A 22,903-nucleotide genomic window follows, 5' to 3' on the forward strand; every position below is an offset into this window, starting at 1 on the left:
ACCTAAGAGCTGTTTCTTGGATCAGGTTCGGAGCCAGATGACCAACGCGGCCAGGGTGACGGTGCCAAGGAAGATGTAGGCGCGCTTGTCGTAACGCGTGGCCACGGCCCGGAAGTTCTTCAGCCGATTGATCGCCCGTTCGACGACGTTGCGCGCCTTGTAGCGTTCGGCGTCAAAGCCGGTGGGCCGACCCCCTGCCGAGCCGCGTCGGCGGCGGTGGGCGCGTTGATCGCGTGGTTCGGGGATGGTGTGGCGGATCTTGCGGCGGCGCAGGTGGACGCGGTTGGCGCGGGAGGAGTAGGCCTTGTCCGCGGCCAGGCTGTCGGGCCGGGTACGCGGACGTCCCGGCCCCAGCCGAGGCACCCGGATGGCGCCCAGCACTCGCCGGAACTGCGGGCTGTCGCCATACTGGCCCGGCGTCAGCACCAGCGACAACACCCGGCAGCGGCCATCCGCGGACAGATGGATCTTGGTGGTGAACCCGCCACGGGAACGGCCTAAGCACTCCCCAGTCTGACCACCTCCGCCAGCCGGGCGGCCAGCCTGGCCAGCACCGGATCGCCCCGCTTTGTCCCGGCGGCATCCCCCCTTTTGCCGCCCCCGGATGCAGGAGGTGCAGGGGGCGGTGTGCGAGGCGCGCCGGCGGCATGCTGATGCGCCCTCACCGTGGTGGAGTCCACGGAGATATTCCAGTCCACCCGCCCCTCGGCGTCCTGCTCGACCTGGATCGCGGTCAGCAGCATCTGCCAGGTGCCATCGGCCGACCAGCGGCGATGCCGCTTGTAGACCGTGATCCACGGACCGAACCGTTCGGGCAGGTCCCGCCACGGCAGTCCGGTGCGGGCCCGGTACAACACGCCGTCGATCGTTCTGCGGTGGTCATTCCATCGCCCGCCCCGCTGACCGCCCTCGGGTAGCAACGGTTCGAGCCGCTCCCACTCTGCGTTGGTTAAGTCTCCTCGCCCCATACGCCCATCGTGACGATTCAACCACGATCAGTCAGCAGATCTAAGAAACAGCTCTTAGGTCGATATTGATCTTTCGTGTGTTCACGGTCTCAGGTGGGCGGTTAACCGAGGAGCGGTTGGCCGGTTCGAGGGTCCAGCGACGGAACCCGGCGGCGAAGACACCGATTCGGGAGGCATCCTGGATCACCGCGGCGGGGTCGGGCAGGGTCTCCAGCCAGCGGGCGAAGCGCAGGAGGGAGGAACTGCGCTGGTTGGTCAGCGTGGTCCACGTGAGCGTACCGGACTCCAGCAGCATCGCCATGTGCCACTTCAACGCGTTGCTCACCCAGGGCAGCCGGGCATCGCCAGGTGAGCAGCCGACCGACCGGGCCGGTTCACGTTCGCGCAGCGGGATGCGCGGGTCGCAGCAGGGGTGCCAGGTGTCAAGTTCCCACCAGGGCCCGTCGTGGAGCCGGGCGGTCAGCGCCAGCCGTGGATAGCCGAGCATGCGCTCCAGCCGGGCGCGGTCCTCCATCCCGAGATATAGGTCTTCCAGTTCGCCGCCGCCCGCAGCGCCTCGTCCTCGCTGAACCATAATGGTGACGTCGGGTATTGGATCCCTCTGAATGCCTCCGGTGATCAAGCCTTGCGACCTTGCTCTGGGAGGTAGGGGCTGAAATGGTCGGCGACTATCTCCGCGATCGCAGCGACGTCGCGCGAACCGTCGACTTCGATCACGCGGATGCCGAGCTGGTGGGCGGTGCGGACGGCGTCCTCTGCGACGAGGCGATCGCGGGTGAGGCGGTTGGCCTGTGCTCGAGCCGGATCGCTGACGCGGTGCCCGAGCGAGGCGGCTCGGGGTAGGTCGTGGAGCTGGTGTTGGCGGAACTCCGGCGTGGGCACCATTATGACCATCCGACGCGGTGAGTCGATGATGGGCACGTCTGGAAGAACCTGATCCAGGCGGTGGAGAAGACCTCCATCGCACATCGTGCCTGCTACAGCGACCCCGATCACGGCACCGCCCGCAGCGAGGGCCCCTCCGCGCAGCGCACCCGATCCCGGCACGCGGCGGTGCACACCCTGCTCGCCCAGGGCGCCTCGCACGGACAGATCATGCGCAAGCTGCACCTGTCCCGCAACACCGTCAAGAAGTACGCCGCCGCCGAACACGCCGAACAACTGATCCACGGGCCGAGATACTCCACCACCCTGGTCGACCCGTTCCGCGACTACCTGCGCAAACGACGCGCCATCGAGCCCAACGTGGCCACCTGGACCCTGCTCGGCGAGATCAAGGCGATGGGATATCAGGGCGGTTCCACCCTGCTCTACCGCTACCTGGGACAGGGCCGCGCCGACGGCGAACACCCGCCGCCTTCGCCCCGCCGTCTCACCCGCTGGATCACCACCAACCCAGCGAAACTCACCCCCGCCCAGCAGACCCGACTGGAACACACCCTCAAACGCTGCCCCGAACTGCAGGCCGTCGCCGGCCACGTACGCTCTTTCGCCGCCCTGCTCACCACCGACCACGACGGCAACCTCGACGAGCACACCGCACGCCTGGACGCCTGGATCGACAAGGTCCACACCGACCAGCAGGCTCCCGCGCTGCGCTCCTTCGCCGAAGGCCTGCTCATCGACCACGACGCCGTGGCCGCCGCGCTCGCCCTGCCCTACAGCAACGGACCAACCGAAGGCGTCGTCAACAAGATCAAACTCCTCAAGCGGCAGACGTACGGCAAGGCCGGGTTATCGCTACTCCGAAAACGGATCCTCCTCGCCCAGAAGCACCACGGTTAGTCACCAAAGAAATCTTGGCAGAGCCCATGACTGGACACACCCGTGGAGCACAAGGCGGTGTAGTGAGGTTTGACGCTTGTCTGCTTGTCCGACTGGAGCCACACGTCGGCATACTGGTTCGCCTGCCACTGGGTTTTGGTCCGGCTGATCAAGCGATGGTTCGTTATCTCGACGCCGGCGCTGCCAGGCGACACCGTGCACCCATTCGGGTCCTGAGGTCCTGTCTGATTTCCCCGATGGAAAACGGCGATGCCGATGAGAACGTCGGGAATTCCCAGCCCGCCCTGGACGATGCGGAACTGGTCGATGCGCAGTTGGACGTCGATCGCGCGAGCCAGGGGGTCTGCCGCCAGCTTCACGCCTCGGTAGGTGTTGATGATCTCGCTGACGCGCCACTCGACAGCCGCGACAGAGGCAGTTGCCGCGACGACCGGTTCCAGCTCCCGCCGGATCAGATCGGCCAACGCTGGGCCGACCAAGCCCTCTTCCTCACCGGCTACCCGGCTGGCACCCGCATGATCGTACGGCGGGGAACGACCCCACCCCGGCGTCCAGTTGTCGCTGGTTGACGAGGTCACCGGCTGGCGACACCAGGTCTTTGGGGCATTGACCTATTGGTCCAGTGGACTTACCATTCACACGCGACTTGCCTCTCCATCACACACGGGGGGTGAAGTAGTGAGCATCGTTGCTCGGTACTTCTTTGTGCATGTGTGGGCCGACTACGGTGTCGCGACATCCGTGGGGCACCGTCGGCCCGGCCGCCATCGACAGGCGGCCTCCCACTCGACTATTTCCCAAGCTCAATGAGGTGCCATGACTCGATCAAGATTGTCTCGTGGGCTCGTAACCCTGTTTGCGGCCTCCGTCGTGGTGGGTCTGGGCCTGGTGGCCGGGCCCCGGATGGCGACGGCTGCCGCTGAGGGTAAGCCCGCGCCGGAATACATCCAGCTCTCCGGAGCGGCTAAGGCCGCGTTACACCGGCCCGACCCTGGTCTGTTCCCGGACGCCAACACGGTCGTCATCGGGATCCACCGGGACGGCAACTGGTTGAGCAACGCGACCACCAAGAACTTGTCCGACCGCGGTTTCTTCGTGATTGGCGTGAACCCGCGTTCGGACAACAACGAGGCCAAGGCCGCTCCGTGGGAGAACAACGCGCTCGACCTGGCTCAGGCGGTGCGGTACGCGCGCGCCATGCCGGGGGTGGAGCATGTGGTGCTGTACGGCGCTTCTGGTGGTGGGCCGACCACGACGTTCTACCAGGCGGTGGCGGAGAACGGGTCCGCGTACTGCAAGGACCCGCAGCGGTTGGTCAAGTGTGAGGGTTCTGGGTTCGACAACTTCCCGCCCGTGGACGGGATCATCACCCAAGACTCCCACCCGGGTAACACCATCAACTCGGTGCGTTCCATCAGTGGTGGTGTGAGGAACGACAAGAAGCTGCTCAACCGCTACGACACCGACCCGATGGTTGACCGGAAGCTGGACCCGTTCAACCCGGCTAACGGGTACGCGGAGGACGGGAACACGCACTACTCCCAGGCGTTCATCGACGCGTACTCCAAGGCGCAGTCCGGCCGGATGAACAAGCTCATCGACGAGGCGGAGAAGCTGCTGGCCAAGGCGGAAGCCAAGGGTGACGACGACGCCCCGTTCGTGATGCCGATGATGGACAACGCCCGTCTGCCGCAGATCGACCTAGGGATCGACCACTCCACCGTGAAACCAGCCAAGCTGCTCAAGGACGACGGCACGATCGAGGACCGCTACCCGGTCGAGAGCGTGCGTGTGCAGAGCCTGGAGCCGGGGGATGAGTCGGGATTCAGCAGCACTATGATGCTCACGGCCAAGTCGTTCTTGTCCGTGCGTGCCATCCGTTCCACGAACTCGCTGGACGGGATCGAGTGGTGCACGAGCAACAACTCGGTGATGTGTGCGCTGCAGTCGGTGCACGTGCCGCTGCTGGTCACGGCCATGGGCGGGCACTACTTCGTCCGTGACGCCGAGCAATTCTACGACATGGCTGCCAGCCAGGACAAAGACTTCTACGTCATCGAGGGTGCCACCCACGGCGGTACCGGCTGCACGGCCTGCTCCGCGGTGACTGGTCAATCCTACGCCAACGCGCAGAAGAACATGTACAACCTCATGGCGAACTGGCTCAACGAGCGCTTCGCCAAGAAGCCCGCCACACCCGCAACACATCCATGAACATCACGATCAAGCCGACACCAGCCACTATCACAACCCTCGCGAAAGAGCAGGGCTAGCGACCGAGCCCCGCAACCGTTGAGGGCGAATCGAAGAGGTCACCACCCGCTTCCCGAACCGGTGCTTCGCCTTCGACCAGTTCGGGCAACTGTCGATCCGCCCACAGCCTGGTTCGGACTGGGCGCGTGAAGGTCATCCCGAGCGGTGGCCGGCCACCTACCGGCGTGACCAGGGCATGCGCTACTTTCACGGCTGCTACAACCTGGGCGATGACCAGTTGTGGGGCGTGGTCCGCGAGCGCAAGAGCGGCGCCGGCACGCCGGCCGCGCTCAAGTCGATCCGCCGGGCTCGCCCCGACGGCCCCCGATCTACGTCATCCTGGACAACTGTCGGCCAACAAGACCCCGACGATCCGCGCCTGGCCGCCGCGCTCAAGGTGGAGTTGTGCCTGACGCCGACCAGAGCCTCGTGGGCCGCATCCGCGGCACCGCCAAGCAGACCTTCGCCTACTCCGGGCTCGGCAACGACCTGGCCGCCATCGCTGACAGCGGCGGCGCGGTGCAGGCCACCTACGCGCGTGACGCCACCGGTAACCTGCTGGGCCTGAAGGAAGGCACCGCCCCGGCGGTGTCGGCACTGAGCGACCTGCATGGCGACCTGGTGGCCACCTACACCACTTCCATGCAAACCTCCACCGCCTACGACCCGTTCGGCACCGTCACAGCGCGGAGCGGCGCCCCATCCTTGCTCGGCTATCAGGGCGCGTACACCGGCAACGTCAACATGCTCGCCCGCTGGTACCAGCCCGGCACCGGCACCTTCACCAGCCGTGACACCGCCACCCTCGACCCCAGCCCCTCGGTGCAGGCCAACCGCTACACCTACGCCAACGCCTCCCCGCTGACCGGCATCAATCCCACCGGACACTCGACCGTGCCAGGCGGCTCGCTCCAGGAGGCCGGACCAGGCTACGCCGGATGCATCGCGAGCGACGGCGTCTGCCACGAGACCTTCGTCCACGAGCGATACCGGAGCGACCTTGTAAACTCGCCCGGCTATGACTATCTCTACGGTCCGGGTTTTTCGAAGGAGGAGCGCGAAAGACTCGGTTGGAAGGTCATGCCCAACGGGCGCCTTGTCGATCAGCCGAACTTCTGGTTCGCCGATGCAGACGTGCAGGAGGCGTACATGCTGGGATGGTTCCCTGCTATGGAGCAACGCGATCGTGATGCCCTTTGGGTAGCGGTCGGGGGCATGGACAGCATGGTTCCCATGGTGGCTGCGGCCGAGGTGGGGGACGATCCGAGGGTGCCGAGTTGTGTGCAGGCTATGGCCAGTAACCGTCAAGCCTCCTGCGGCGATTTTCCCAACCTCGACATCTATATGGAATTCTTGCAATTTGCGAAAGATATCGCGGCGTCCGCCAAGAGTAATGGCGTGGACAAGAATGCGTTGATGGCCGTCCTTCTCTACGAGAACTCCTTCGCGGAGGGTCGGATCGGCAAGCCGGCCTGGTGGTTTGGCCTATAAAGCGGAAGGGGCTAAGGCATCCGTCGGGATTGCACAGCTCGAAATCTATAAGGCGAGATTCCTGCTCAAGCAAAAGGGCGTGGAGATGAGCGATGATGAAATTTACGATCTACTGGTAAACAAGCCACGAGCGGCTATCGAACTGGCCGCTGAATACATGAAATACCTTAAAGCGACGATTGCCTACCAGCAGTATGTAGGAGCTGGGCAATATAAATCTGTCCATATTAGCGATGGCAGGAGGCGATCGGATACTGTGGATGCTCGGGGGCCACCTGGCCGAAACTCGATAAAGGAACCATGAAGTTCAACCGATTCCAAGTATGGCTCGAAGGCGGTAAAGCTCCAGCTGGACTGGTGGACCGCATCAACGCCATGTACGGTATCCGGCAGACGCAAGCCAAGGAGCATTGGCGATGCGTCAGCGTTAACTGCTGGTGGCATGCGTAGGGAAAGGGCCACACCAGTAATGTCTATTCTCGGGCCGGCGATATGAGCTGGTCGCGCCGGTCTTTGTGGTCGATTGCTGCTATCGCTTGCGGCATCTTCATGATCACCGCTTGCCGTTCTGAACTCCTCCCCGCAACAGTAAAAGTCGATCCAGGCGCCGTCGAGGAGGTACGAGCGGTGGGCAAGTTTATTGCGGCCACATCGACGGACGGCTATTGGGACGGCGAAACGCAAATCACGGATGTCATCATCATCGATGCAGCGAGTTCAAGCGCTGCAGGGGCGCTCATAAAAACAAGCAACCTCCTCAAAAAATCCAATTGGAAAACCGTCGGTCAGAATTCTGATTGGATTCAGATGGAGTCGGATAAATGGCCAGGGGTCGAAGTTACGCTTGAGTCCTTCGCGAGCTATGGAGCAGACACGCTCATGGAAGACTCACGGGTCGCCAAGGCGATCAGGGAGACACTTGCACACGCTAAGCCCGAGTCTCTAATAGTGGCAGACATCGGGCCCGCAGAATAAAGCTCTCCGAGCTAATACGCCAGCCGCACTTCCGGATGCGAGCATCTCGCTTGGGGTGCCGATCGCCGTTGGACGGCTACGTTGACGGCATGCACGCCCTGGCCCTGCTCGCAGCCATCGCGTGTGAGGAAGCGTCGCGAACCTCGGTCCGCCCTGTGTCAGGCCGACCGCCATGCCACCGACAGCCGGGCCGCGACATCGAACCCCGCCCCATCGACCGGCTTGACCACGATGTGAGCAATGAGCAGAGCAAGCAGCTCCTTCTGCGCGTCAGGGTCTGCGCGCTCCCACCAGCTCTCCCCGCTCGTCGTGTCCGGCGGCACGAGCTCGGCGCTGCGGCGATGCGCGAGCGCCAGCAGCAGATCGGGCGCCGCGGTGGTCCGCAGCTGCTCCAGCACCTCCTCCACCGCCTGCTCCACCACAGCCGGCACCAGCACGCGCGCCGCGATGCGCACCAGGCCGCAGTCGTCGGCCGGACACGCGAAGGTGATGACACCGGCGGTCATGTCGGGGGTCAGGTCACCGCCGCAGCCGCCGCACCTCACCAGTCCTGCGAGGACCAGGTCGGCACGCCAGCCGTACTCGACCGCCGTCTCCTCACGGCCGGGAAGTGCGGCGATCATCTCGGCGGCCTGCTCGGCGGTCAGATCGCCGACTGCACCGGCGGCCGGGATCTGCAGCGCTACAAAGACGGCGACGTCCGCCTCTACGACCCCATGACCCGGGGCCGGTGGCGGACCTGGTGCCGCGTCCTCATCGCAGTGTGGGAGATGGCCTCTGGTCTGCGGTCGTGTCGGGCAGCAGGGGTGCGACGGTGGGGATGCGAAGTCGTTCAACGGCGTCGCGGGCCTCTTCGTCCGGGCGCACGTCGTAGCCCAGGGTGGTGCTGGGGCTGGCGTGGCCGGCCAGGCGGGCGGTCATGATCGCGTCGGCTTGTGGCAGGAGGTTGGAGATGAAGGTGCGGCGCAGGTCGTGCGGCCGCACCGGGGTGGTGGCGGCCTCTTCGGCGCGCTTGGCCAGGATGTCGCGTACCGCCTGGGGGTTCATCTGCCACGGGCGGCCGCCGGTGTCGGTGCGGACGGTGCCGCCGCGGGTCAGGCGGGGGAACAGCGGACCGCGGTGGGTGCCGCGGCGGGCGAGCCAGGCCTCCAGTCGGCGGGCGGCGAAGGTGTTGACCGGGATGCGGCGTTGTTTGTCGCCTTTGCCGATGACGGTGAGCATGCGCCGGGACCGGTCGTAGTCGGCGTAGTGCAAGGCGACCAGTTCGGCGCGGCGCAGGCCGCAGGCGTCCAGCACGGCGATGATGGCCGCGTCGCGCAGCCCGGCGCTGGTGGCGGTGCCGGCGGGTGAGCGGTCGGCGTCGCAGGCGGCGATAAGGGCGCCTATGACGGTGTCGGGGACGTGCTGGCCGGCCGGTTCGCGGTGGCCGGTGAAGGGGGTCAGGGCGACGGCCCGCTGGTGGTCGTCGGTGCTGAGCAGGCCGAGTTTCCAGGCCTCCTTAAGCACGCCGCGTAGTGCGGCCACGTGCTTGTTGCGGTAGGCGGGGGACCAGTCCATCTGGTCGATCTGCTCGCGGATCCAGGCGGTGTGCTCGTAGCGCAGGTGGTGCCAGGGCTGGCCCTGGCCGGTGACGGCGGTGTCGTCGAGCCGATCACCGGTGAGCATCCGGGTGATGTGGTCCAGGCAGATCTGCATGGCGCGGCGAGAGTCGGCGCTGCCCAGGCGTCCCAAATAAAGCAGGTAAGGGTCGCGCGCGGGCGCGATCGCCGGGCCGGCGCCCGGCGGCAGCCCGGCGGCAGAGACGGGGAAGGCGGCTGCGGGGAGCGGACGGGGCTCCGGCCCGGGGGCCGTGTTGGACTCGATCACATGATCACCCTACCAGTAATGATCTTTGAGAACTCCACTTCTCAGTGATCATAAAGGAAACGCATGAGCGATATGCGGAATCGATATTCGTCAAGCATGTGCTGATGCTAAATTCGGTGCGTGACGGAGATCAGCTTCGAGGGCGAGCCGCGCCCCACCACCCCGGCTCCGGACCACCCCGGCGCCCCGGACACCGCACCGCCGACCGAGTTGCCGGCCGAGCGAGGGGAAACTGCGGCGCCCCTCAGCCTCGGCACGGGTCCAGGCACTGAGCCGAACACAGGGCCGAACACAGGGCCGAACACGGGCCTCCTCAGTACCGAGGAGGCGCCCCGCGGTGGCCGCGGCCACACCCGCGACTGCCTCGCCCTCGACACCGACGACGTACTGCGGCAGTGCGCCCGCCCCGGCTGCGGCCGGGCCAAGCCCGAACGCGAACCCGGCAAGGGCGGCCGCCCCAGCAAGTACTGCTGCAAGCTGTGCGCCAACGAGGCCAGCCGGGCCGCCGACAGCGCCCCCGCCGCGGCGGCCACGCATACCGCGGTCAGCGCTTTTGCCTCCGAGGCCGGCCAGATTCGCGCCCGGCTGCAGCAGCGCGACGCCCAGCTGGCCGCCGAACGCGAGGACCTGCGCCGGCTGGAGGAGCGCCTGGAGCAGGTAGGGGAAGCCATCGCCAGCCAGCTGGCCCAGGCCGAGACCGACGTGCAGCGGGCCGAATCCGACGCCGAGCAGGCCCGGGACTCGATGCGCGCCGCCCACGCCGCCCGCCAGAGGGCCGAGCAGGACCGGCAGGAGGCCCTGACCGGCCTGCAGGAGGCCCTGCACGCCCAGCACGCGGCCGAGGAGCACCGCGACCGCATTCACAGCCAAGCCCGCGCCGACGCCGAACGCCTGGGCATGCAGATCGGCCAGCTCACCGCCCAACTGCACGACGAACAAGCCCTGACCAGGCGCCAAGCCGAGCAGCTACGCGCCCTGGACGCCGACCTCTCGCGCGCCACCGCCCTGGCCGAGCAGCGCGCCACTGCCCTGGCCGAACGCGACCATCAGCTGCACCAGGCCCACGCCGACCTTCGCCGCCTGGACGAACAACTGGAGCAGACCGGCGCGCACCTGGCCACCACCCGCCAACAGCTCGACCAGGCCACCAGCAGCGCCGAACAGGCCCGCGCCGAAACCCGCACGGTACGCGACGACCTGGCTGAACGGCAGCGCCGCTTCGACGAAGAACGCGACCGGCTCCAGACCCAACGGGACCAGGCCCGCCTGGGCCAAGCCACCGCCGACACCCGGCTGGAGATGGCCGAACGCGAGCAGCAGACCCTACGCCGCCAGCTCGCCGCCGCCCAGGCGGCCACCGGCCTGGTGGTACCGCCGCTCGCCGACGTCGACGGCCGGCCCGGCGTGCGGCTGCCCGGCGGAGCCTTCCACGCCGTCACCCTGCAGGACGGGGTGGTGATGCTGCACTACGACGACAGCGCCATCCCCCTCGCCGACGCTCCGCAGTCGCCGGCACAGGCCCGGGCACTGAGCGCCGCCCTCCAGGCCGTCACCGCCCCACCACCCGCCTGAGGGCGTGGCAATCCCGTGCGGCACACGCTCCATGTTGGGTGCCACTGCATCCGTACTGACATGCACTGGCACCTCTTACTGACACTTCATGGCAAAACACCAGGTCATCGGCTCGATCGGCAATGTCCAGATGGCATTATTGCCACCGCGTGTCAGTAGAGCAGGGTCCCTTCCGCATGGATCTCGCTGTCGAAACGCCGCAGGGCTGCGAGGTCATCACCTGCAGGGCGCAGGCGGACGACGGATGACACGGAGGCAAGCTACGACGCGGCTTCCGCTCTGAACAGGGCGCTCAACTGCGAATATAGCCCGAGGGCGCCCCCTCAACGCTGCTTACTCAAAGGATCTTGCTGACACCTCGTGGCACTCCCACTGACGCCATGTGGCATAACCCCAGGACAACTTCGTGGCAATCCGCACCGGCCACATCACCAGAAGAGCGATGGATCGTTCCCAACTCGTATTGACCACCTCCGGCCATGAGTCTTGCGCGAGAACGCCGGGTGGGAGAGAAGGGAAGTCTGCGACTCACGGGAGGGGGCGCGAATGAAGCGCGCCAGGACGATTGCAGCGAGCACCGGACCGACTGTCGAGGGGGCGAAACAGGGAGAGGCTCTCAAGCTGGTCGCCCAGGAGCACACCGACCTGCCGAAGGGAGCCGTGGTCCGGCTGCTGCCGTGGATCTTACAAGTCCAGGACGCGCCCACCCAGCCCGTCAGGGTCGGACGGGTGCAGATCAGCCCCACCCCCCGTACCCCCTCCCCTTACGGGAGCAGGATGGGCGACCACACGATCGCCTGGACCGTGCACCTGGACGTGATCAAGGCGGAGCTGTACGGCAAGACGCTGGAAGAGGCGGTCGACTGGCTGGAGAATGCCCACAACGCCGCCGCCTTGTGGATGGAAGACAGCGCCAGCCCCCAGATGCAGATGCTGAAGTGGCTGAGCGACTATGAGCAGCGCATCCCGCTGCTGGAGGACTCCTGCCACCGCACGCGCGAATTCATCAGGGCCGCGCGGAACGGATTGGACGCCGGGATGCGCCGCGAGATCGCGGCCGGTCTCAGCTCGGCCATCGCCCATCACCTGGCCTACGTCAACTACCTGCCGTACTCCACCGTACGCAACCTGACCTCGCGCGGGTCGATCGGCTCGGCCGAGGCCCACGCCCGCGGCGTCGTCATGTACTCCGAGCGGTACATCGTGAAGGAGCAGCTCGAGCACCAGCAGGCGCAGGCGCTGCACCCGGCGGCGGGCGGCATGCCGGCGCTGTTCAGGCAGGGCGCGGAGTACTTCGCGCGGCCGCCGGAGCCGGAGGCGGTCAAGGCGGCGCTGTGGCGGCTGTTCTCCTTCGACGCCGCGTTACGCGAGACCGGCCTGGCCTACGCGATCGACCCGGACAGCATCGGCAAGAACCGTTCCGACAACCAGGTGCTGGGCGAGATGGCCGCCAACCTGACCGGGAACCTGCACCGCCGCGCCTCCTTCAGCCTGGATCTGCAGCGGATGCAGGCGACGGCGGACGAGATCGCTGAGAGGCTGCGTAAGGTCACCGACCAGCAGCACCTGTTCAAGGCCGCGCTGACCTTGCGCAACTGCGCCCGAGACCTGCCCAACGTGTGGGGCGACGAGAAGAAGGAACTGGCCAGGTCGCTCAAGACCTACCGCACCCAGATCGGCCGCTACCTGGGCCTGGCCAAGGTGGAGGCGACCGGCGAGCAGCACCTGGCCGCCTCGGCTCCGCGACGCGTGGTGCAGATCATGTCGTCGCTGCTCCACGAGCACCAGCGGCTGTGCGCCACGGCGTACCCCTGCGGCGTGGCCTTCTCCGGCTTCCTGCAGCCCAGCCCGGGGCAGGCCGCGGTGACCCAGCTCAAGCAGCAGATCGCGGCGCTCTACCCCAAGCTCAATCTCGGCACCCGGCAGGCGGGCGAGATCCTGGCGGCCGTGGAGGCAGCGCTGGACGCGATGGCCCTGCCCGCCACCGACCAGATCAAGCCGTGGGTCGTCGACGACACCCACGACCCGCTTGTGGTGGTCTACGAGCCGGGCAAACCGCTGGTGATCAACGGACGCCCGGGGGCGCCTGCCGGCGTCTCCGGCATGGGCTGCCACACCACCGCGTGGGTCATCCAGAGCACCGCCGTGCAGAAACTGCTGCTGCGCACGCGAACGGACGATGAGGCGCTGCTCACGCTGGACCAGGCCGTAGGCCGTGATCTGGCCTCACCGGTCATGGCGCTCGACCGGCTGCTGCCGCTGGCGCAGCTGGCGGGCGGCCAGCTCCACGCGCTGTTCCAGGCGGCCTACGACACGCTGAGCGTGGAGACGCCCAGCGAGGCGGCCACCGCCTACCTGACCTTCCGCAACCTGCTGCCCTTCGCCACGGTGGATCCGGGTGACCGCGGCGGGCACGGCGAGAGTCTGACCGCCACGGAGGAGGACACGTTCGACGCCAAGGCGCTGAAGGAGCAGATCGGTCTGTCGGTCGCCGAACGCGGGCGCGTCTGGGCGGCGCTGTGCCGGCAGCTCACGGCGGTGGCCACGGAACTGGAGGAGACCCTGCTGGAAGAGGACGAGGACAGCTGGAACACCGACACCACGATCATGGAGGCGGTCAACCAGTCGATCGCGAGACTGCGCAACCAGGCGCTGCTGCTGCGCGCGGGCACGGAAGGCGACGTGGGTAAGGAGATCATGGACGCCCGCCGGCAGGAGCACAGTGCCCTCTACCGGCAGGCTCACTCCTGAGCCGAGGCCGCCCGGGCTCCCCTCCGCGAGGGGAGTCCGGGCAGGCGTGATCACTCGACGGCGCCCCACTACGTCAGGAGGTTCTGGTACCAGGTGTCGTTGGGGGGTAGACCAAGTAGGGGTGCCGTTAACGAACGTGTTACCAGCCGCCATATCTACTCTGTCCGCGCCATGGGCGACATGCTCTTTCAGTTCGCCCTGCAGGCCCATCGGCAGGATCGACGCTGAGCATGACCACGGCGGCCGACCTGGCCCCTCAGACACCGTCCGAGCGGTTGGCCAACGCCCAACTGCTGGTGCTGCAGGCGATCTACCGCGAGCTTCGTCACGGCAACGACCTGGCGGCAGCGCAGACGGCGGCTTGGCGAAGCACGCCGAAGCGTTGACCGATCATGCCGACGCGATGAGCAGCCTGGGCAGCGATCTGAGGGGCCACGGCGACTCGCTCGACCGAAGCCGGTTCCGCCAGTAGCGATCGTTATCTTGGGTAGTCAGGCGAAATAGCTGGTCAGCCGCTTGAAGGTCTGTCAGGCACGTCAGGCACATAGGTTGGCCGCGGCTGCCGTGCCGATGATCGTCGTGAACCCATCAGCTCGCTGATGCGCGCGAGGCGGAGCCACCCCCGCAGATCACAGCGGCGTCAAGACCATGAAAATCTCGTCTCGGTCGTCACCCGGCGCCAGACGGAGGGCGCCGGGGTGGCGGCCGATTTCTTTGAAGCCCAAACCCCCATAGAAGTGCTCCAGCCCCATGCCGGATCGTGCGGCAAGGTGAAGGTGTTCCAGAGCCATATCCTCACGGGCGACCTGGCGGGCGTGGTTCATCAGGGCAGACCCGATGCCGCGGCCTCGGAAGGCGGGGTGCGACTGGACGTGGTGCAGGGTGCCCCAGTGCGCGACGAGCGGGTGGGGATCGCGACGGACGTTCAGCCAGCCCGCCAGGACGCCATTGAGCGTGGCCAGGACCAAGCGGCTGCGGTCGGGATGCAGACCTGCGATGAGTTGCTCGGCGGCTAGGGCGACCTCCTCGACGGTCACGGGCGGGAACGGGAACCCCACGGCCCCACCGGCATTGCTGACCTCAATCCAGCAGTCGATCAGCTCGCGCGACTGGTCGGTGTCGATCTCGTCCTGGTGGCAGAGCTGACGCAACTCGGGGGCATTCCTGCTAGTCATGGCCCGGATTCTCGCAAACGGTCCCGACAAGATGGGACGGTCGTTGCCCGGGCGCGGTGCCGAGGTAGAGGTGGCCGGTCAGATGGCACCAGGCCGGGGAGCGGCCGGACTGGAGCGATCTTGTCCCCACCTGCCCCCCGTGTCCGGGGGCAGGTCACGTACTCCTGAACAACCGGTCCAGATGCACGTCGATCGCGGCGAGCGCGTCCTGGGGCTCGATCACGTCGAGTTCGATCAGAGAGGTGAAGCCGGTGAGGGCGAGGAGCAGGTTGGTCTCGGTCGCCGGGTCGCGGCCGGAGTCGATGTACCCGTCGGCGATCGCCTGGTGGACCAACTGCTCGACGAGGGCCCGCCCTTGGACGAGGCCGCGGCGCGCCTGCTCGTGCACGGCCTCGTCGTGCAGCGCCTCCAGGACGTAGGCGGCGCTCATCCGGCTGGTCGCGCGGGCGTCGGCATGCAGGGGGAGCATTTCCGCGAGCGTCAGTCGCAGCACGTCACGGGGGTGCGGACGGTCACCGAGCTTTTCGAGCCCCTGGTGTACGCGCACCGAGGTCTGCTCGGACGCGAAGTCCATGGCGAAGGAGAGCATGGCGGTCCGGGAGGCGAAGTAGTGCTGCAGTTGCCCGAGTGACATGCCCGCCTCCTGCGCCACCACGCGCATCGTCAGCTGTGTGACGCCGCGCTGCTCCACCACCCGCCACAGTGCGCGGGCGATCGCTTCGCGGCGTCCGCGGTGATCCACCTGTTTCGGCATCGCCGGCCCCTCCCTCGTACCCCGGGACTGTTCCAATACAGTTGACATAATACACCTGACCCATAATCCTGGGGTCCACTCGAGGGAAGGAATCGTCATGTCCGAACAGCCAAAGGTACGGACCACGGAAGGCGTGGTGCAGGGGCGCTGGCGGCAGGGGCACGCGGTGTTCCGCGGCATCCCCTACGCCCAGCCCCCGGTCGGAGCGCTCCGCTTTGCCGCGCCCGCGCCGCCGCACCGCTGGGAGGGGACGAGGCAGGCGGTCGAGTTCGGCCCCGTGGTGCCGCTGTCCCTGCCGATCGACGTGCCCCCGCAGGGCACCGACTGGCTGACGCTCAACGTCGGCACTCCGGATCCCGGCGCGGCGGGACTGCCGGTGCTGGTGTGGATCCCCGTGGGCGGCTACCTCTCGGCGGCGTCGAGCGACCCGATGTTCGACCCGGCAGCGCTGGCCGAGGCGGGAGTCGTCGTGGTGACCATCAACTGCCGCGTGGGCGCGGAGGGTTTCGCGTTCCTCGACGACGTGCCGCCCAACCGCGGATTCCTCGACCAGATCGCGGCGCTGGAGTGGGTGCAGCGCAACATCGCCGCCTTCGGAGGCGACCCCGGCCGGGTCACCGTGGCCGGGGTGTCTGCCGGGGCGGGGTCGGTCGCCGCCCTGCTGACGATGAAGCCGGCGCGCGGCCTGTTCCGGCGGGCCATCGCCCATTCGGTGCCGGGGCTGCACAGCACCCCTGCGCTGGCACGGCAGGTCACCGCCGCGTTCGCGGACCGGCTCGGCGCGGCGGCCCCCACCGCCGAGGCCTTGCGCGACATCGACCCCTGGCACCTGGCCGCCGAGCTCACCTCCTTCAACGCCGGCCTCCACGCGCACCGGGAGAGCTGGGGACGCCTCACGGAGACCGGCACCGCGCTGTGCCCCGTCGTCGACGGCGAGGTCCTCCCGGAAACGCCCTGGCCCGCGCTGACCGGCGCGCGCGCGAGCGGGACCGAACTGCTCGTCGGCCACACCCGGGACGAATTCCGGTACTTCAGCGTCATGAGCGGACGGTACGGCACCTTCACCGAGGAGGACGCCCACGCAGCCCTGGAACTGCACGCCCCGCAGCCGGACGGCGCGCGGGCCTACCGTGCCGCGTTCCCGCAGGCAGGCCCGGAGGAGCTGGTGGAGACGGTGTACTCCGACGCCCTCTTCCGCATGCCGTCACAGAAGCTGGCCGAGGCGAACGCCGCAGCCGGCGGCACCTCGTACCTGTTCGAACTGTGCTGGGTTGCCCCGGCCCTCGGCGGCATCCTGGGCGCCTGCCACAGCCTCGACGTGCCCCTGGCGTTCGGCACGCTGGACAGCCCCGTCGGTACCCAGCTCATCGGCGAGGAGCCCACTCCCGAGGCCGTCGCACTCTCCCGCGAACTCCAGGAGGCATGGGTCCGCTTCGTCACCACCGGCGACGCGGGCTGGTCCGCCCACCGGCCCGACGGGCACCTCACCCGCGTCCTGGACACCGAGTCGAAGACTCTGCCCTACCCCGAACAGGCATCCCGCCAGATCTGGGAAGGCCACTCCCCCGCCCCCTTCGATCTCTCGTAATTGTCCGGGTCGGCTCCTACGACTGCGACGCCGCCACTCACCTGCCCATCGGGGACAGCGCGAATTGGCGTACAGCCAGGCAACACCCGGCCCGCTTGGCATCAGATCCCACCCGAGGGTGACGGACGACATCAAGAGCCGGGAGAGGCCGACGGGAGAGGGCCCAGGTCACGGATGATGCCGGCCAGGGCCCGGATGGGCTCGCTCTCCGCCTCCCTCCGCCGCACCAGCGCGTACACGGTAGCGGCTCCAGATCGGTGACCGGCAGGTAGGCGATGTCCGGCCGTGCCCAGTACCGGGTGACGTGGGCGGGGAAGAGCACCACGGGCCCGTCCATGCTGGCGAGGGCATGGCCTCTTCCGCGTCTCGCACCACGGGGCCGCGCTCGATCTAACGGCCCCGTCGGGTGAAGCGCGGGGCGTCGCCTCGGTGACGCCGGTCTCTCACCCCCAGGGCAGCGGAGTGCCGACATCGGGCGCGGCCGAGATGTCCCGGCCGCCGGATAGTTCGACGGGGGCGGAGGGGGCGGTGAGGTCGCGGAAGATGGCGGTGCCGGGCCGCCACGAACGTCAGCAGTACGGAGAGCACCTCGGTGCCGAGCGGCACCCCGAGGGAGAACGTCTGGTTCCAGGACAGGCCCGTGGTGTCGAGACTGCTGGTGAACGTGCGCGCGAACCCGGCCAGCGCTCCCCGGCCTGGGCCTCGGTCAGCAGCCTGTTCATGATCGGGGCCAGACCAAGTACGAGAGAAAGGGGCAGCGTCCCCTCCCACTCGGAGAAGTTCCTGATCAGTGGGTACGGCGGCCGTGGTGGCGAGGACCTGCTCGGCGAGATCATGGCAGGCGGCCTGACCTCGCTGACGGGGCTGTGGCAGCAGATGGGCGTCCACCTGGAGTGGATGCGCCGGCACGACGCCACCGCCGAGCACCCCGTCGGCTTCTACGGCATAGACCTGGGCGGCCAGAACGCCTCCTTGATTCCCGCCCTGGACGCCGTTCTCGCCTACCTCGCGCAGGCCGATAGCGGATGGCAAATCGATCCGGCCGTCAGGGAGACGGCCATGGCCTTCGCCGCGACCTCAGCGTTCGCCGCCCCCGCCACCTTGGACCTCTATGCTCAGCTCGCCGTCGGCGACGAAGGACGCTCTGACGGCGGGCCTCGCCGGCCTCCCCGCGCGTATGCAGGGCCGGCGCCTGGAGTACATCCGGTGCACCACCGCCGAGAAGTACGAGCGCGCTCTGCGATCCACGCGCCACCTGCTCATCCTGGATTCGATCAACTTCCGTGAAGAGTTCGCTGGAAACCAGCGGCTATCTCTGCCAGGTGCGCACCGTACTCTGGTTCGCCTGGCTGGAACACGACACGGCGGCCTTCACGGCGGTCGACCAGCCAGCGGTGGCCATTGTGCTCTTCAAGCTGAGCATCGTTGATCGCACGGAGAATCACCGGCCGGTAGACCAATTGCGCTCGCCAACCACCCACATACTTGGCCTGGATATGCGCTCTCACTGGCCTGCGACGGCGATGTGCGTAGCCGACCACGGTGACCGTTTCGTAGCCCATGCCCGCGAACCCGCCGACCACGTACAGCTTTGCCCCGGCTGGGAAGATCTTCTGGCTCCGAAATTCCGCGTGCGGGCCGTTCTGGCTGTACGGATACGGCAGCAGGGTGCCCACGATGCACCACTCCGGACTCCACGTCTCCTCGCTCACCACAGTATTTGACCATGCGGGCACGAGCGTGACGACGCCCACGACGCCCTCACAGGAAGTGGGCGGCACTAGGTTCGAACCAGCGACCCACCGCTTGCAAGGAGAACAAGATCCGCCTGGCAGGCCGCTCGCCTGGGCCGATCCCACACGCCTACCGTCGACACGGCCCAGTCCAAGAACCATGGCACGCGAATGGCACAACGCCATTCATGACCCGCCGCGTTGCCCTCGTTGGTGAGTGCGCCGGCCAGCGGGCTACGCGGGTCGGCCTGCCAGGTCCGCGAGTCCTCACCGGTGAGTTTCTGCCACGGCTCGATACGCTCCAGCCAGCTGATCAGCCGGCGCAGGTCCCGCTGTTCGTTGGTGTCCACCTCTGGGACGCTACGCGGCCCCACGGCCACGACGCGAGGCGTTTTGAGCGGAGGGCCCCCATCGGCTGAGTCATCGGCGATCAGCGCGGTGTGGTCGGGACGGACGTGCCCATCAAGGCAGCCAGCAGGGTGCGGCCGGTGTCGGTTAGCGAGTAGATGACGAGCTTGCGCTCGCGCCGCGAGGTGGCGAGCCCGGCGGTGCGCAGCGCGCGCAGGTGATGGGAGACGAGGTTCTGGGCCAGGTCGCAGACCCAGGCCAGGTCCCACACGCACATCGCGCCGCCTGCCTGCAGGGCCAGCGCGATACGCAGCCGGGAGGCGTCGGCCAGGGCCCTCGCCCGTGCCGCGGCGGCGGCGATCTCCGCCGTATCCGGCAGGCCGGCGCGCACGTCCTCGGCATACGGAAGGTCCAGGCACAACAGGTCGCACCGCTGCTGTTCGATCATCGGGTGCTCGGCGGCCATCGCGTCACCGTAACAGGCTCGCCGGAGGCGATCGGCGCCAGGGGGCCCGGGTACCCCGGCCGGTACTGCTCCTGCTCGGCCGGCGGCGTTGGAGCCGCGGCCCGTGGGCGAGCGGACGATGACTGACTGTGGCTGACTGGCTGACTATGGCTGACCGTGGGTGACCGTGGCTCCTGGACGCAGCCCGGCGAGGGGCGGAGGTGACCCGGCTGCCATGACCCGATCAGCGCCGACATCGCCGTCGGAGTCATGATCCCCGACGGCCCGCCGCAGCCGGTGACCGTCCGGGAACTCGACCCCGGCGGCGATGTCGGCGTAGCTGACCTCGCGCCCGTGGTTGCAGCGCAGCCAGATCATCACGTCGGCGACGTCGTTCTCGGCTTGCGTGAAGCCCATCGCGTCGCGCCGTGAGGCCCTCCGCGAGGCCTGCTGTCGGGATGTCTGCCGCCGGCTCACAGCAGCCCGCCGTTCTCGTCCAGGAACTTCGCCAGCGCGGCGTCGCCCAGCGCCGAGCCGGTGGCCAGGTCCCGGACGGCGGCGATGGCCGCCTCGGCGCCGTCGCAGAGCTCGGCGATGGCCTCAGCGCGATCGGCGGTGAACCGGATCTGCTGCTTGTGCAGCCGCGCCAGCGCCCGTGAGCCGGCCATGCGGACCTAGGCCATGGCGTTGAAGACGTCCATGGACGCGTCGGCGGCCAGCAGCGCGGTCTTGACCGCCTTCGGATGGCCGATGACGTAGGCGGTGGCCGAGGGCATGCGGGAAACGCCCTTCTTTGCCCCGCCGGTCTGGGTGCGGCCTGTTCTGGCTTTGAACTGCCACTCTCTGGGCATATGCGACTACAGAAAGTAGCCGGGAGGGATCTATGGGACTTCCACAAGGACGGTTCTCCGTCTACCGGGGCCCACCCCGCAGCTGTACACCATCAGCCGGATCAACGGCTAAGCGCCGAGCGCTAAACCCTGCCATCGCGATCACAGCAGCTTCTGCGATCACGATGGGCAGGGTTGTGACACGCACCCGCGGAACGATCTACGGCAGCCAAAGCCGATCTTGACTGCGGTCGATACCGCGTTTCCGCTGGTAGGAGCATCTCTCCGCATAGACGATCTCTACAGAACACCACGGCTGGCGGCCGCTCACGCCGCCTGTCCGGCGCGGTTCAACCCTCCCGGGGACCGCCGCGTCAGCCGTCAACGGTAAGGGAGCACAATGAGCGACAACACGGAACCGAAGCTGATCTACGGCCAGGGCGCCGAGGCGTGCCCTGAGGGGCACTTCTGTCTCTACCGGGCCAATAACTTCAACGCGGGTCAGAGCCCGGGGCGTGGTGACAAGATCCTGGCCATTCCGACGGGCGCGTATGTCAACGACTTCTCCGAGTACGGGTTCGACCACAGCGGCGACGGGGTGAGTGCCGTCGTCAACAACACGGTCGAGGACAACGCGCTCTTCTCGGCCGCCAACCAGCAGGGACACTCACTGCCGGTGGACCGGGGGACCTCGATCGCGAGGCTGGCGGACATCCCCATGGCCGGGAGCCCGAACGGCTCCTGGAACGACCAGGCCCAGTCCGCGCTGGCCTCCCGCTTCGTGGGGAACCTGCGCGTGGACCAGGAATTGCGGGGCCACTGGGCGGAAGGCCCGGGGCACCTCTACTCCTACCGGCTCACGATGCACGCCGAGGACACCCGCGTCATGAAATGGGCCGTGGGCTTCGGTGACCTGCCGGAGGGAACTTCACTGTCCAAGAGCTTCATCGACACCTTCTGGGGCGAGATCCTCCGTGACGGCACCGACGGTGCCGTCCTGCTCGGCTCCCCTGAGGGCGGCGGACACAGCGTCGATCCCGGGACGGCCCTCCCCATCGACATCCAGGTCATCTACCCCGGCCAAAACCCCGCCTACGAACGCCTCACCGGCCTGAACGCCCAGCAACTGGGCTGACCCGGCACCCGGTGGCCCCACCGAACTCCCCTGGACGGCCGCGTCTGGGGGAGTTCGGCCCGATCCGGCATGGGCCTCGCCGCCTGGGAACTGACCGCCGAGGAGAAGGCGACCTATCTGTCCTGACCCGGCCCCGGCCAGAGGGCGCGGCCTGCTCGGACCGCCCTACGCAGAAAGACGGCTTGCCGGAGGCACCCGGATATGCCTTGGATGCAACGTGCCTTCAGAGACAGTCGACGTGCCTTACGTGCCTGACAAGATCATCGAGCTCTGACCTGCTAGAAGAAGTCAATAACCCAAGATAACGATCGAGGTCACCCTACGGGCGATCCCGGGAACGGACCCCGACACAGTGACGGGTCATAGCCTCCTTGCCTTCGGGCAAGGAGACGTGGCCTACAGCATCACGGCGAGCGTCGCCCAGGAGGCGGCGGCCCCGGCCGCCGCGCCCGCGAGCGCCTGGGCGGGGGAGTGGTGGGACACCTGAACGCGGGCCCACCCGATCACCGCCACCAGCACAGCCCCGACCACCAGCATCGGCAGCGCGGGCAGCACGAACGCGAGCACCACGGCGGTACCGGCCGACACCCCCGTGTGGAAGCTGACCTTCCACACCAGCGTGATCGGGCCCATCACCAGAACCCAGGCCAGCATCACGGCCGCCGACGCCACCACCACCTGCGGCGCATCCAAGAGGACAAGCACGGCAAGGCCCACCACCACGGCGGCGAACCCCGCCGCCATCGGCCCCTTCCGCGACTTTCGCTCCACCAGGTGAATCGAGTCGAGACGGCCCGACCGCACCCCGGCCGCGATCACGGCCGCGATCACGGCCGCGGGCACGCCCGCGCATACGCCTCCTCAGGGATCTCCGTCCCGCCTCGACCGGGGTCCCTCGGCCATCCGCTCGGCCGACTGGTCTGCACGGTAGATCACCGTCATGTACGTGCACTGCCGCTCGTTCAGGCCATCCCACGCCTCGACGGCACGTTTCGATGGGGGCATAAGGGGACGCTACCAACCGCCACCGACGCCACCCAAGCGTTCGGCCACGCACGTGCGGAGTGGAGAGCCCTCGGCCGGAGTGGAGGGCACTCGGCAACCTGGTTGTGAGGAAGGCTCAGCGGCTAGATGACCCAGCAGGCCCGCAGGACCTGCCTGGAATCGAACCAGGAGAAGGAAGCCGTCAAATGGCCTCACGACCAGGGTGCGAGGAAAGCGGGAGAACTAGAGA

General features: G+C 67.7%; 24 protein-coding genes and 2 pseudogenes. 12 read left to right on the top strand and 14 right to left on the bottom strand.

Going from position 1 to position 22,903, the window contains the following annotated elements; all coding sequences use genetic code 11:
• Nucleotides 1-21: 21 nt before the first annotated feature.
• The 3 genes and pseudogenes from BLS95_RS38515 to BLS95_RS38525 form a co-directional block, all read right to left on the bottom strand.
• Nucleotides 22-968, bottom strand: a pseudogene (locus BLS95_RS38515) (IS5 family transposase).
• A 40-nt stretch (nt 969-1,008) separates the two neighbouring features.
• Nucleotides 1,009-1,590, bottom strand: a complete 582-nt coding sequence (locus BLS95_RS38520) for a hypothetical protein (RefSeq protein WP_143044028.1) — start codon at nt 1,588-1,590, stop codon at nt 1,009-1,011.
• On the bottom strand, nt 1,587-1,889 hold the full coding sequence (locus tag BLS95_RS38525; protein ID WP_218136198.1) for a hypothetical protein: 303 nt from the start codon (nt 1,887-1,889) through the stop codon (nt 1,587-1,589). Before BLS95_RS38525 ends, BLS95_RS38520 begins: the two co-directional genes overlap by 4 nt.
• A 24-nt stretch (nt 1,890-1,913) precedes the next feature.
• Here BLS95_RS38525 and BLS95_RS38530 point away from each other — a divergent pair, with 24 nt between their 5' ends.
• Nucleotides 1,914-2,753: a transposase gene (locus BLS95_RS38530; protein WP_090943497.1), complete on the top strand. Its 840-nt coding sequence runs from the start codon at nt 1,914-1,916 to the stop codon at nt 2,751-2,753.
• On the opposite strand, the gene BLS95_RS56150 is transcribed toward BLS95_RS38530, so the two are convergent.
• Nucleotides 2,750-3,217: a hypothetical protein gene (locus BLS95_RS56150; protein WP_176993605.1), complete on the bottom strand. Its 468-nt coding sequence runs from the start codon at nt 3,215-3,217 to the stop codon at nt 2,750-2,752. The two genes, BLS95_RS38530 and BLS95_RS56150, sit on opposite strands and share 4 nt — an antisense overlap.
• Nucleotides 3,218-3,626: 409 nt before the next feature.
• On the opposite strand from BLS95_RS56150, the gene BLS95_RS38540 reads away from it, so the two are divergent.
• From BLS95_RS38540 to BLS95_RS54710, 5 genes and pseudogenes are all read left to right on the top strand, one after another.
• Nucleotides 3,627-4,967 (top strand): alpha/beta hydrolase family protein, encoded by a 1,341-nt coding sequence (locus BLS95_RS38540; RefSeq protein ID WP_143044029.1) that lies wholly within the window; start codon nt 3,627-3,629, stop codon nt 4,965-4,967.
• A gap of 85 nt (nt 4,968-5,052) precedes the next feature.
• Nucleotides 5,053-5,442, top strand: a pseudogene (locus BLS95_RS59960) (transposase); the annotation flags it as partial.
• A 206-nt stretch (nt 5,443-5,648) separates the two neighbouring features.
• On the top strand, nt 5,649-6,497 hold the full coding sequence (locus tag BLS95_RS38550; RefSeq protein ID WP_425434781.1) for an RHS repeat-associated core domain-containing protein: 849 nt from the start codon (nt 5,649-5,651) through the stop codon (nt 6,495-6,497).
• Entirely contained in the window at nt 6,487-6,801 is a 315-nt protein-coding gene (locus tag BLS95_RS54705) for a hypothetical protein (protein ID WP_143044031.1), read from the top strand. Before BLS95_RS38550 ends, BLS95_RS54705 begins: the two co-directional genes overlap by 11 nt.
• A 188-nt stretch (nt 6,802-6,989) precedes the next feature.
• Entirely contained in the window at nt 6,990-7,472 is a 483-nt protein-coding gene (locus tag BLS95_RS54710; protein ID WP_143044032.1) for a hypothetical protein, read from the top strand.
• A gap of 158 nt (nt 7,473-7,630) precedes the next feature.
• On the opposite strand, the gene BLS95_RS38555 is transcribed toward BLS95_RS54710, so the two are convergent.
• Both BLS95_RS38555 and BLS95_RS38560 read right to left on the bottom strand, forming a co-directional pair.
• Nucleotides 7,631-8,095 carry a zinc ribbon domain-containing protein gene (locus BLS95_RS38555; protein WP_090943509.1) on the bottom strand — a complete coding sequence of 155 codons (465 nt, stop codon included), beginning with the start codon at nt 8,093-8,095 and terminating at the stop codon, nt 7,631-7,633.
• 130 nt (nt 8,096-8,225) lie between these two features.
• Nucleotides 8,226-9,338: a tyrosine-type recombinase/integrase gene (locus BLS95_RS38560; RefSeq protein ID WP_245765542.1), complete on the bottom strand. Its 1,113-nt coding sequence runs from the start codon at nt 9,336-9,338 to the stop codon at nt 8,226-8,228.
• A 120-nt stretch (nt 9,339-9,458) separates the two neighbouring features.
• On the opposite strand from BLS95_RS38560, the gene BLS95_RS38565 reads away from it, so the two are divergent.
• The 3 genes from BLS95_RS38565 (at nt 9,459) to BLS95_RS56155 (ending at nt 14,047) form a co-directional block, all read left to right on the top strand.
• The gene (locus BLS95_RS38565; protein ID WP_090943512.1) at nt 9,459-10,910 is read left to right on the top strand and encodes a coiled-coil domain-containing protein; all 1,452 of its coding nucleotides are present in this window, start codon (nt 9,459-9,461) and stop codon (nt 10,908-10,910) included.
• Between the two features lie 546 nt (nt 10,911-11,456).
• Nucleotides 11,457-13,661: a hypothetical protein gene (locus BLS95_RS38570; RefSeq protein ID WP_090943515.1), complete on the top strand. Its 2,205-nt coding sequence runs from the start codon at nt 11,457-11,459 to the stop codon at nt 13,659-13,661.
• A 230-nt stretch (nt 13,662-13,891) separates the two neighbouring features.
• Nucleotides 13,892-14,047 (top strand): hypothetical protein, encoded by a 156-nt coding sequence (locus BLS95_RS56155; RefSeq protein ID WP_176993606.1) that lies wholly within the window; start codon nt 13,892-13,894, stop codon nt 14,045-14,047.
• 243 nt (nt 14,048-14,290) lie between these two features.
• Here the strand turns inward: BLS95_RS56155 and BLS95_RS38575 are convergent, their stop codons facing one another.
• Nucleotides 14,291-14,836, bottom strand: coding sequence for a GNAT family N-acetyltransferase (locus BLS95_RS38575; RefSeq protein WP_090943518.1), 546 nt, complete (start codon nt 14,834-14,836; stop codon nt 14,291-14,293).
• A gap of 154 nt (nt 14,837-14,990) precedes the next feature.
• Nucleotides 14,991-15,590, bottom strand: coding sequence for a TetR/AcrR family transcriptional regulator (locus tag BLS95_RS38580; protein ID WP_090943521.1), 600 nt, complete (start codon nt 15,588-15,590; stop codon nt 14,991-14,993).
• A 97-nt stretch (nt 15,591-15,687) separates the two neighbouring features.
• On the opposite strand from BLS95_RS38580, the gene BLS95_RS38585 reads away from it, so the two are divergent.
• On the top strand, nt 15,688-17,178 hold the full coding sequence (locus BLS95_RS38585; protein ID WP_090943524.1) for a carboxylesterase/lipase family protein: 1,491 nt from the start codon (nt 15,688-15,690) through the stop codon (nt 17,176-17,178).
• Between the two features lie 528 nt (nt 17,179-17,706).
• Complete coding sequence (locus BLS95_RS38595; protein ID WP_176993607.1) at nt 17,707-18,465, top strand: erythromycin esterase family protein; 759 nt, start codon at nt 17,707-17,709, stop codon at nt 18,463-18,465.
• On the opposite strand, the gene BLS95_RS54715 is transcribed toward BLS95_RS38595, so the two are convergent.
• The 5 genes from BLS95_RS54715 to BLS95_RS38610 form a co-directional block, all read right to left on the bottom strand.
• Entirely contained in the window at nt 18,453-18,932 is a 480-nt protein-coding gene (locus BLS95_RS54715; RefSeq protein ID WP_143044034.1) for a hypothetical protein, read from the bottom strand. The genes BLS95_RS38595 and BLS95_RS54715 overlap by 13 nt on opposite strands.
• A gap of 26 nt (nt 18,933-18,958) precedes the next feature.
• Nucleotides 18,959-19,261 carry a hypothetical protein gene (locus BLS95_RS54720; RefSeq protein ID WP_143044035.1) on the bottom strand — a complete coding sequence of 101 codons (303 nt, stop codon included), beginning with the start codon at nt 19,259-19,261 and terminating at the stop codon, nt 18,959-18,961.
• Nucleotides 19,262-19,341: 80 nt separating this feature from the next.
• A complete protein-coding gene (locus BLS95_RS38600) occupies nt 19,342-19,725 on the bottom strand; it encodes an ArsR/SmtB family transcription factor (RefSeq protein WP_245765543.1) in 384 nt (127 codons plus the stop codon).
• Nucleotides 19,726-19,869: 144 nt separating this feature from the next.
• Nucleotides 19,870-20,121: a hypothetical protein gene (locus BLS95_RS38605; RefSeq protein WP_090943530.1), complete on the bottom strand. Its 252-nt coding sequence runs from the start codon at nt 20,119-20,121 to the stop codon at nt 19,870-19,872.
• A gap of 56 nt (nt 20,122-20,177) precedes the next feature.
• The gene (locus tag BLS95_RS38610; protein WP_090943533.1) at nt 20,178-20,372 is read right to left on the bottom strand and encodes a hypothetical protein; all 195 of its coding nucleotides are present in this window, start codon (nt 20,370-20,372) and stop codon (nt 20,178-20,180) included.
• A gap of 562 nt (nt 20,373-20,934) precedes the next feature.
• On the opposite strand from BLS95_RS38610, the gene BLS95_RS38615 reads away from it, so the two are divergent.
• Nucleotides 20,935-21,669 (top strand): peptidase inhibitor family I36 protein, encoded by a 735-nt coding sequence (locus BLS95_RS38615; protein ID WP_090943536.1) that lies wholly within the window; start codon nt 20,935-20,937, stop codon nt 21,667-21,669.
• Nucleotides 21,670-22,065: 396 nt separating this feature from the next.
• Here BLS95_RS38615 and BLS95_RS38620 read toward each other — a convergent pair whose 3' ends face one another.
• Nucleotides 22,066-22,512, bottom strand: a complete 447-nt coding sequence (locus BLS95_RS38620) for a hypothetical protein (protein ID WP_090943538.1) — start codon at nt 22,510-22,512, stop codon at nt 22,066-22,068.
• Nucleotides 22,513-22,903 lie beyond the last annotated feature (391 nt).

Origin of the sequence: Nonomuraea jiangxiensis, assembly GCF_900099965.1 — a bacterium.
Classification (GTDB): Bacteria; Actinomycetota; Actinomycetes; order Streptosporangiales; family Streptosporangiaceae; genus Nonomuraea; species Nonomuraea jiangxiensis.

Bases quoted from the DNA above. Each gene is read 5' to 3' on its own strand.
- BLS95_RS38550 (WP_425434781.1), top strand. From the start codon at position 5,649: ATGCAAACCTCCACCGCCTACGACCCGTTCGGCACCGTCACAGCGCGG.
- BLS95_RS54710 (WP_143044032.1), top strand. From the start codon at position 6,990: ATGAGCTGGTCGCGCCGGTCTTTGTGGTCGATTGCTGCTATCGCTTGC.
- BLS95_RS38555 (WP_090943509.1), bottom strand. From the start codon at position 8,095: ATGATCGCCGCACTTCCCGGCCGTGAGGAGACGGCGGTCGAGTACGGC.
- BLS95_RS38570 (WP_090943515.1), top strand. From the start codon at position 11,457: ATGAAGCGCGCCAGGACGATTGCAGCGAGCACCGGACCGACTGTCGAG.
- BLS95_RS56155 (WP_176993606.1), top strand. From the start codon at position 13,892: ATGACCACGGCGGCCGACCTGGCCCCTCAGACACCGTCCGAGCGGTTG.
- BLS95_RS38575 (WP_090943518.1), bottom strand. From the start codon at position 14,836: ATGACTAGCAGGAATGCCCCCGAGTTGCGTCAGCTCTGCCACCAGGAC.
- BLS95_RS38580 (WP_090943521.1), bottom strand. From the start codon at position 15,590: ATGCCGAAACAGGTGGATCACCGCGGACGCCGCGAAGCGATCGCCCGC.
- BLS95_RS38585 (WP_090943524.1), top strand. From the start codon at position 15,688: ATGTCCGAACAGCCAAAGGTACGGACCACGGAAGGCGTGGTGCAGGGG.
- BLS95_RS38600 (WP_245765543.1), bottom strand. From the start codon at position 19,725: ATGGCCGCCGAGCACCCGATGATCGAACAGCAGCGGTGCGACCTGTTG.
- BLS95_RS38605 (WP_090943530.1), bottom strand. From the start codon at position 20,121: ATGGGCTTCACGCAAGCCGAGAACGACGTCGCCGACGTGATGATCTGG.
- BLS95_RS38610 (WP_090943533.1), bottom strand. From the start codon at position 20,372: ATGGCCGGCTCACGGGCGCTGGCGCGGCTGCACAAGCAGCAGATCCGG.
- BLS95_RS38615 (WP_090943536.1), top strand. From the start codon at position 20,935: ATGAGCGACAACACGGAACCGAAGCTGATCTACGGCCAGGGCGCCGAG.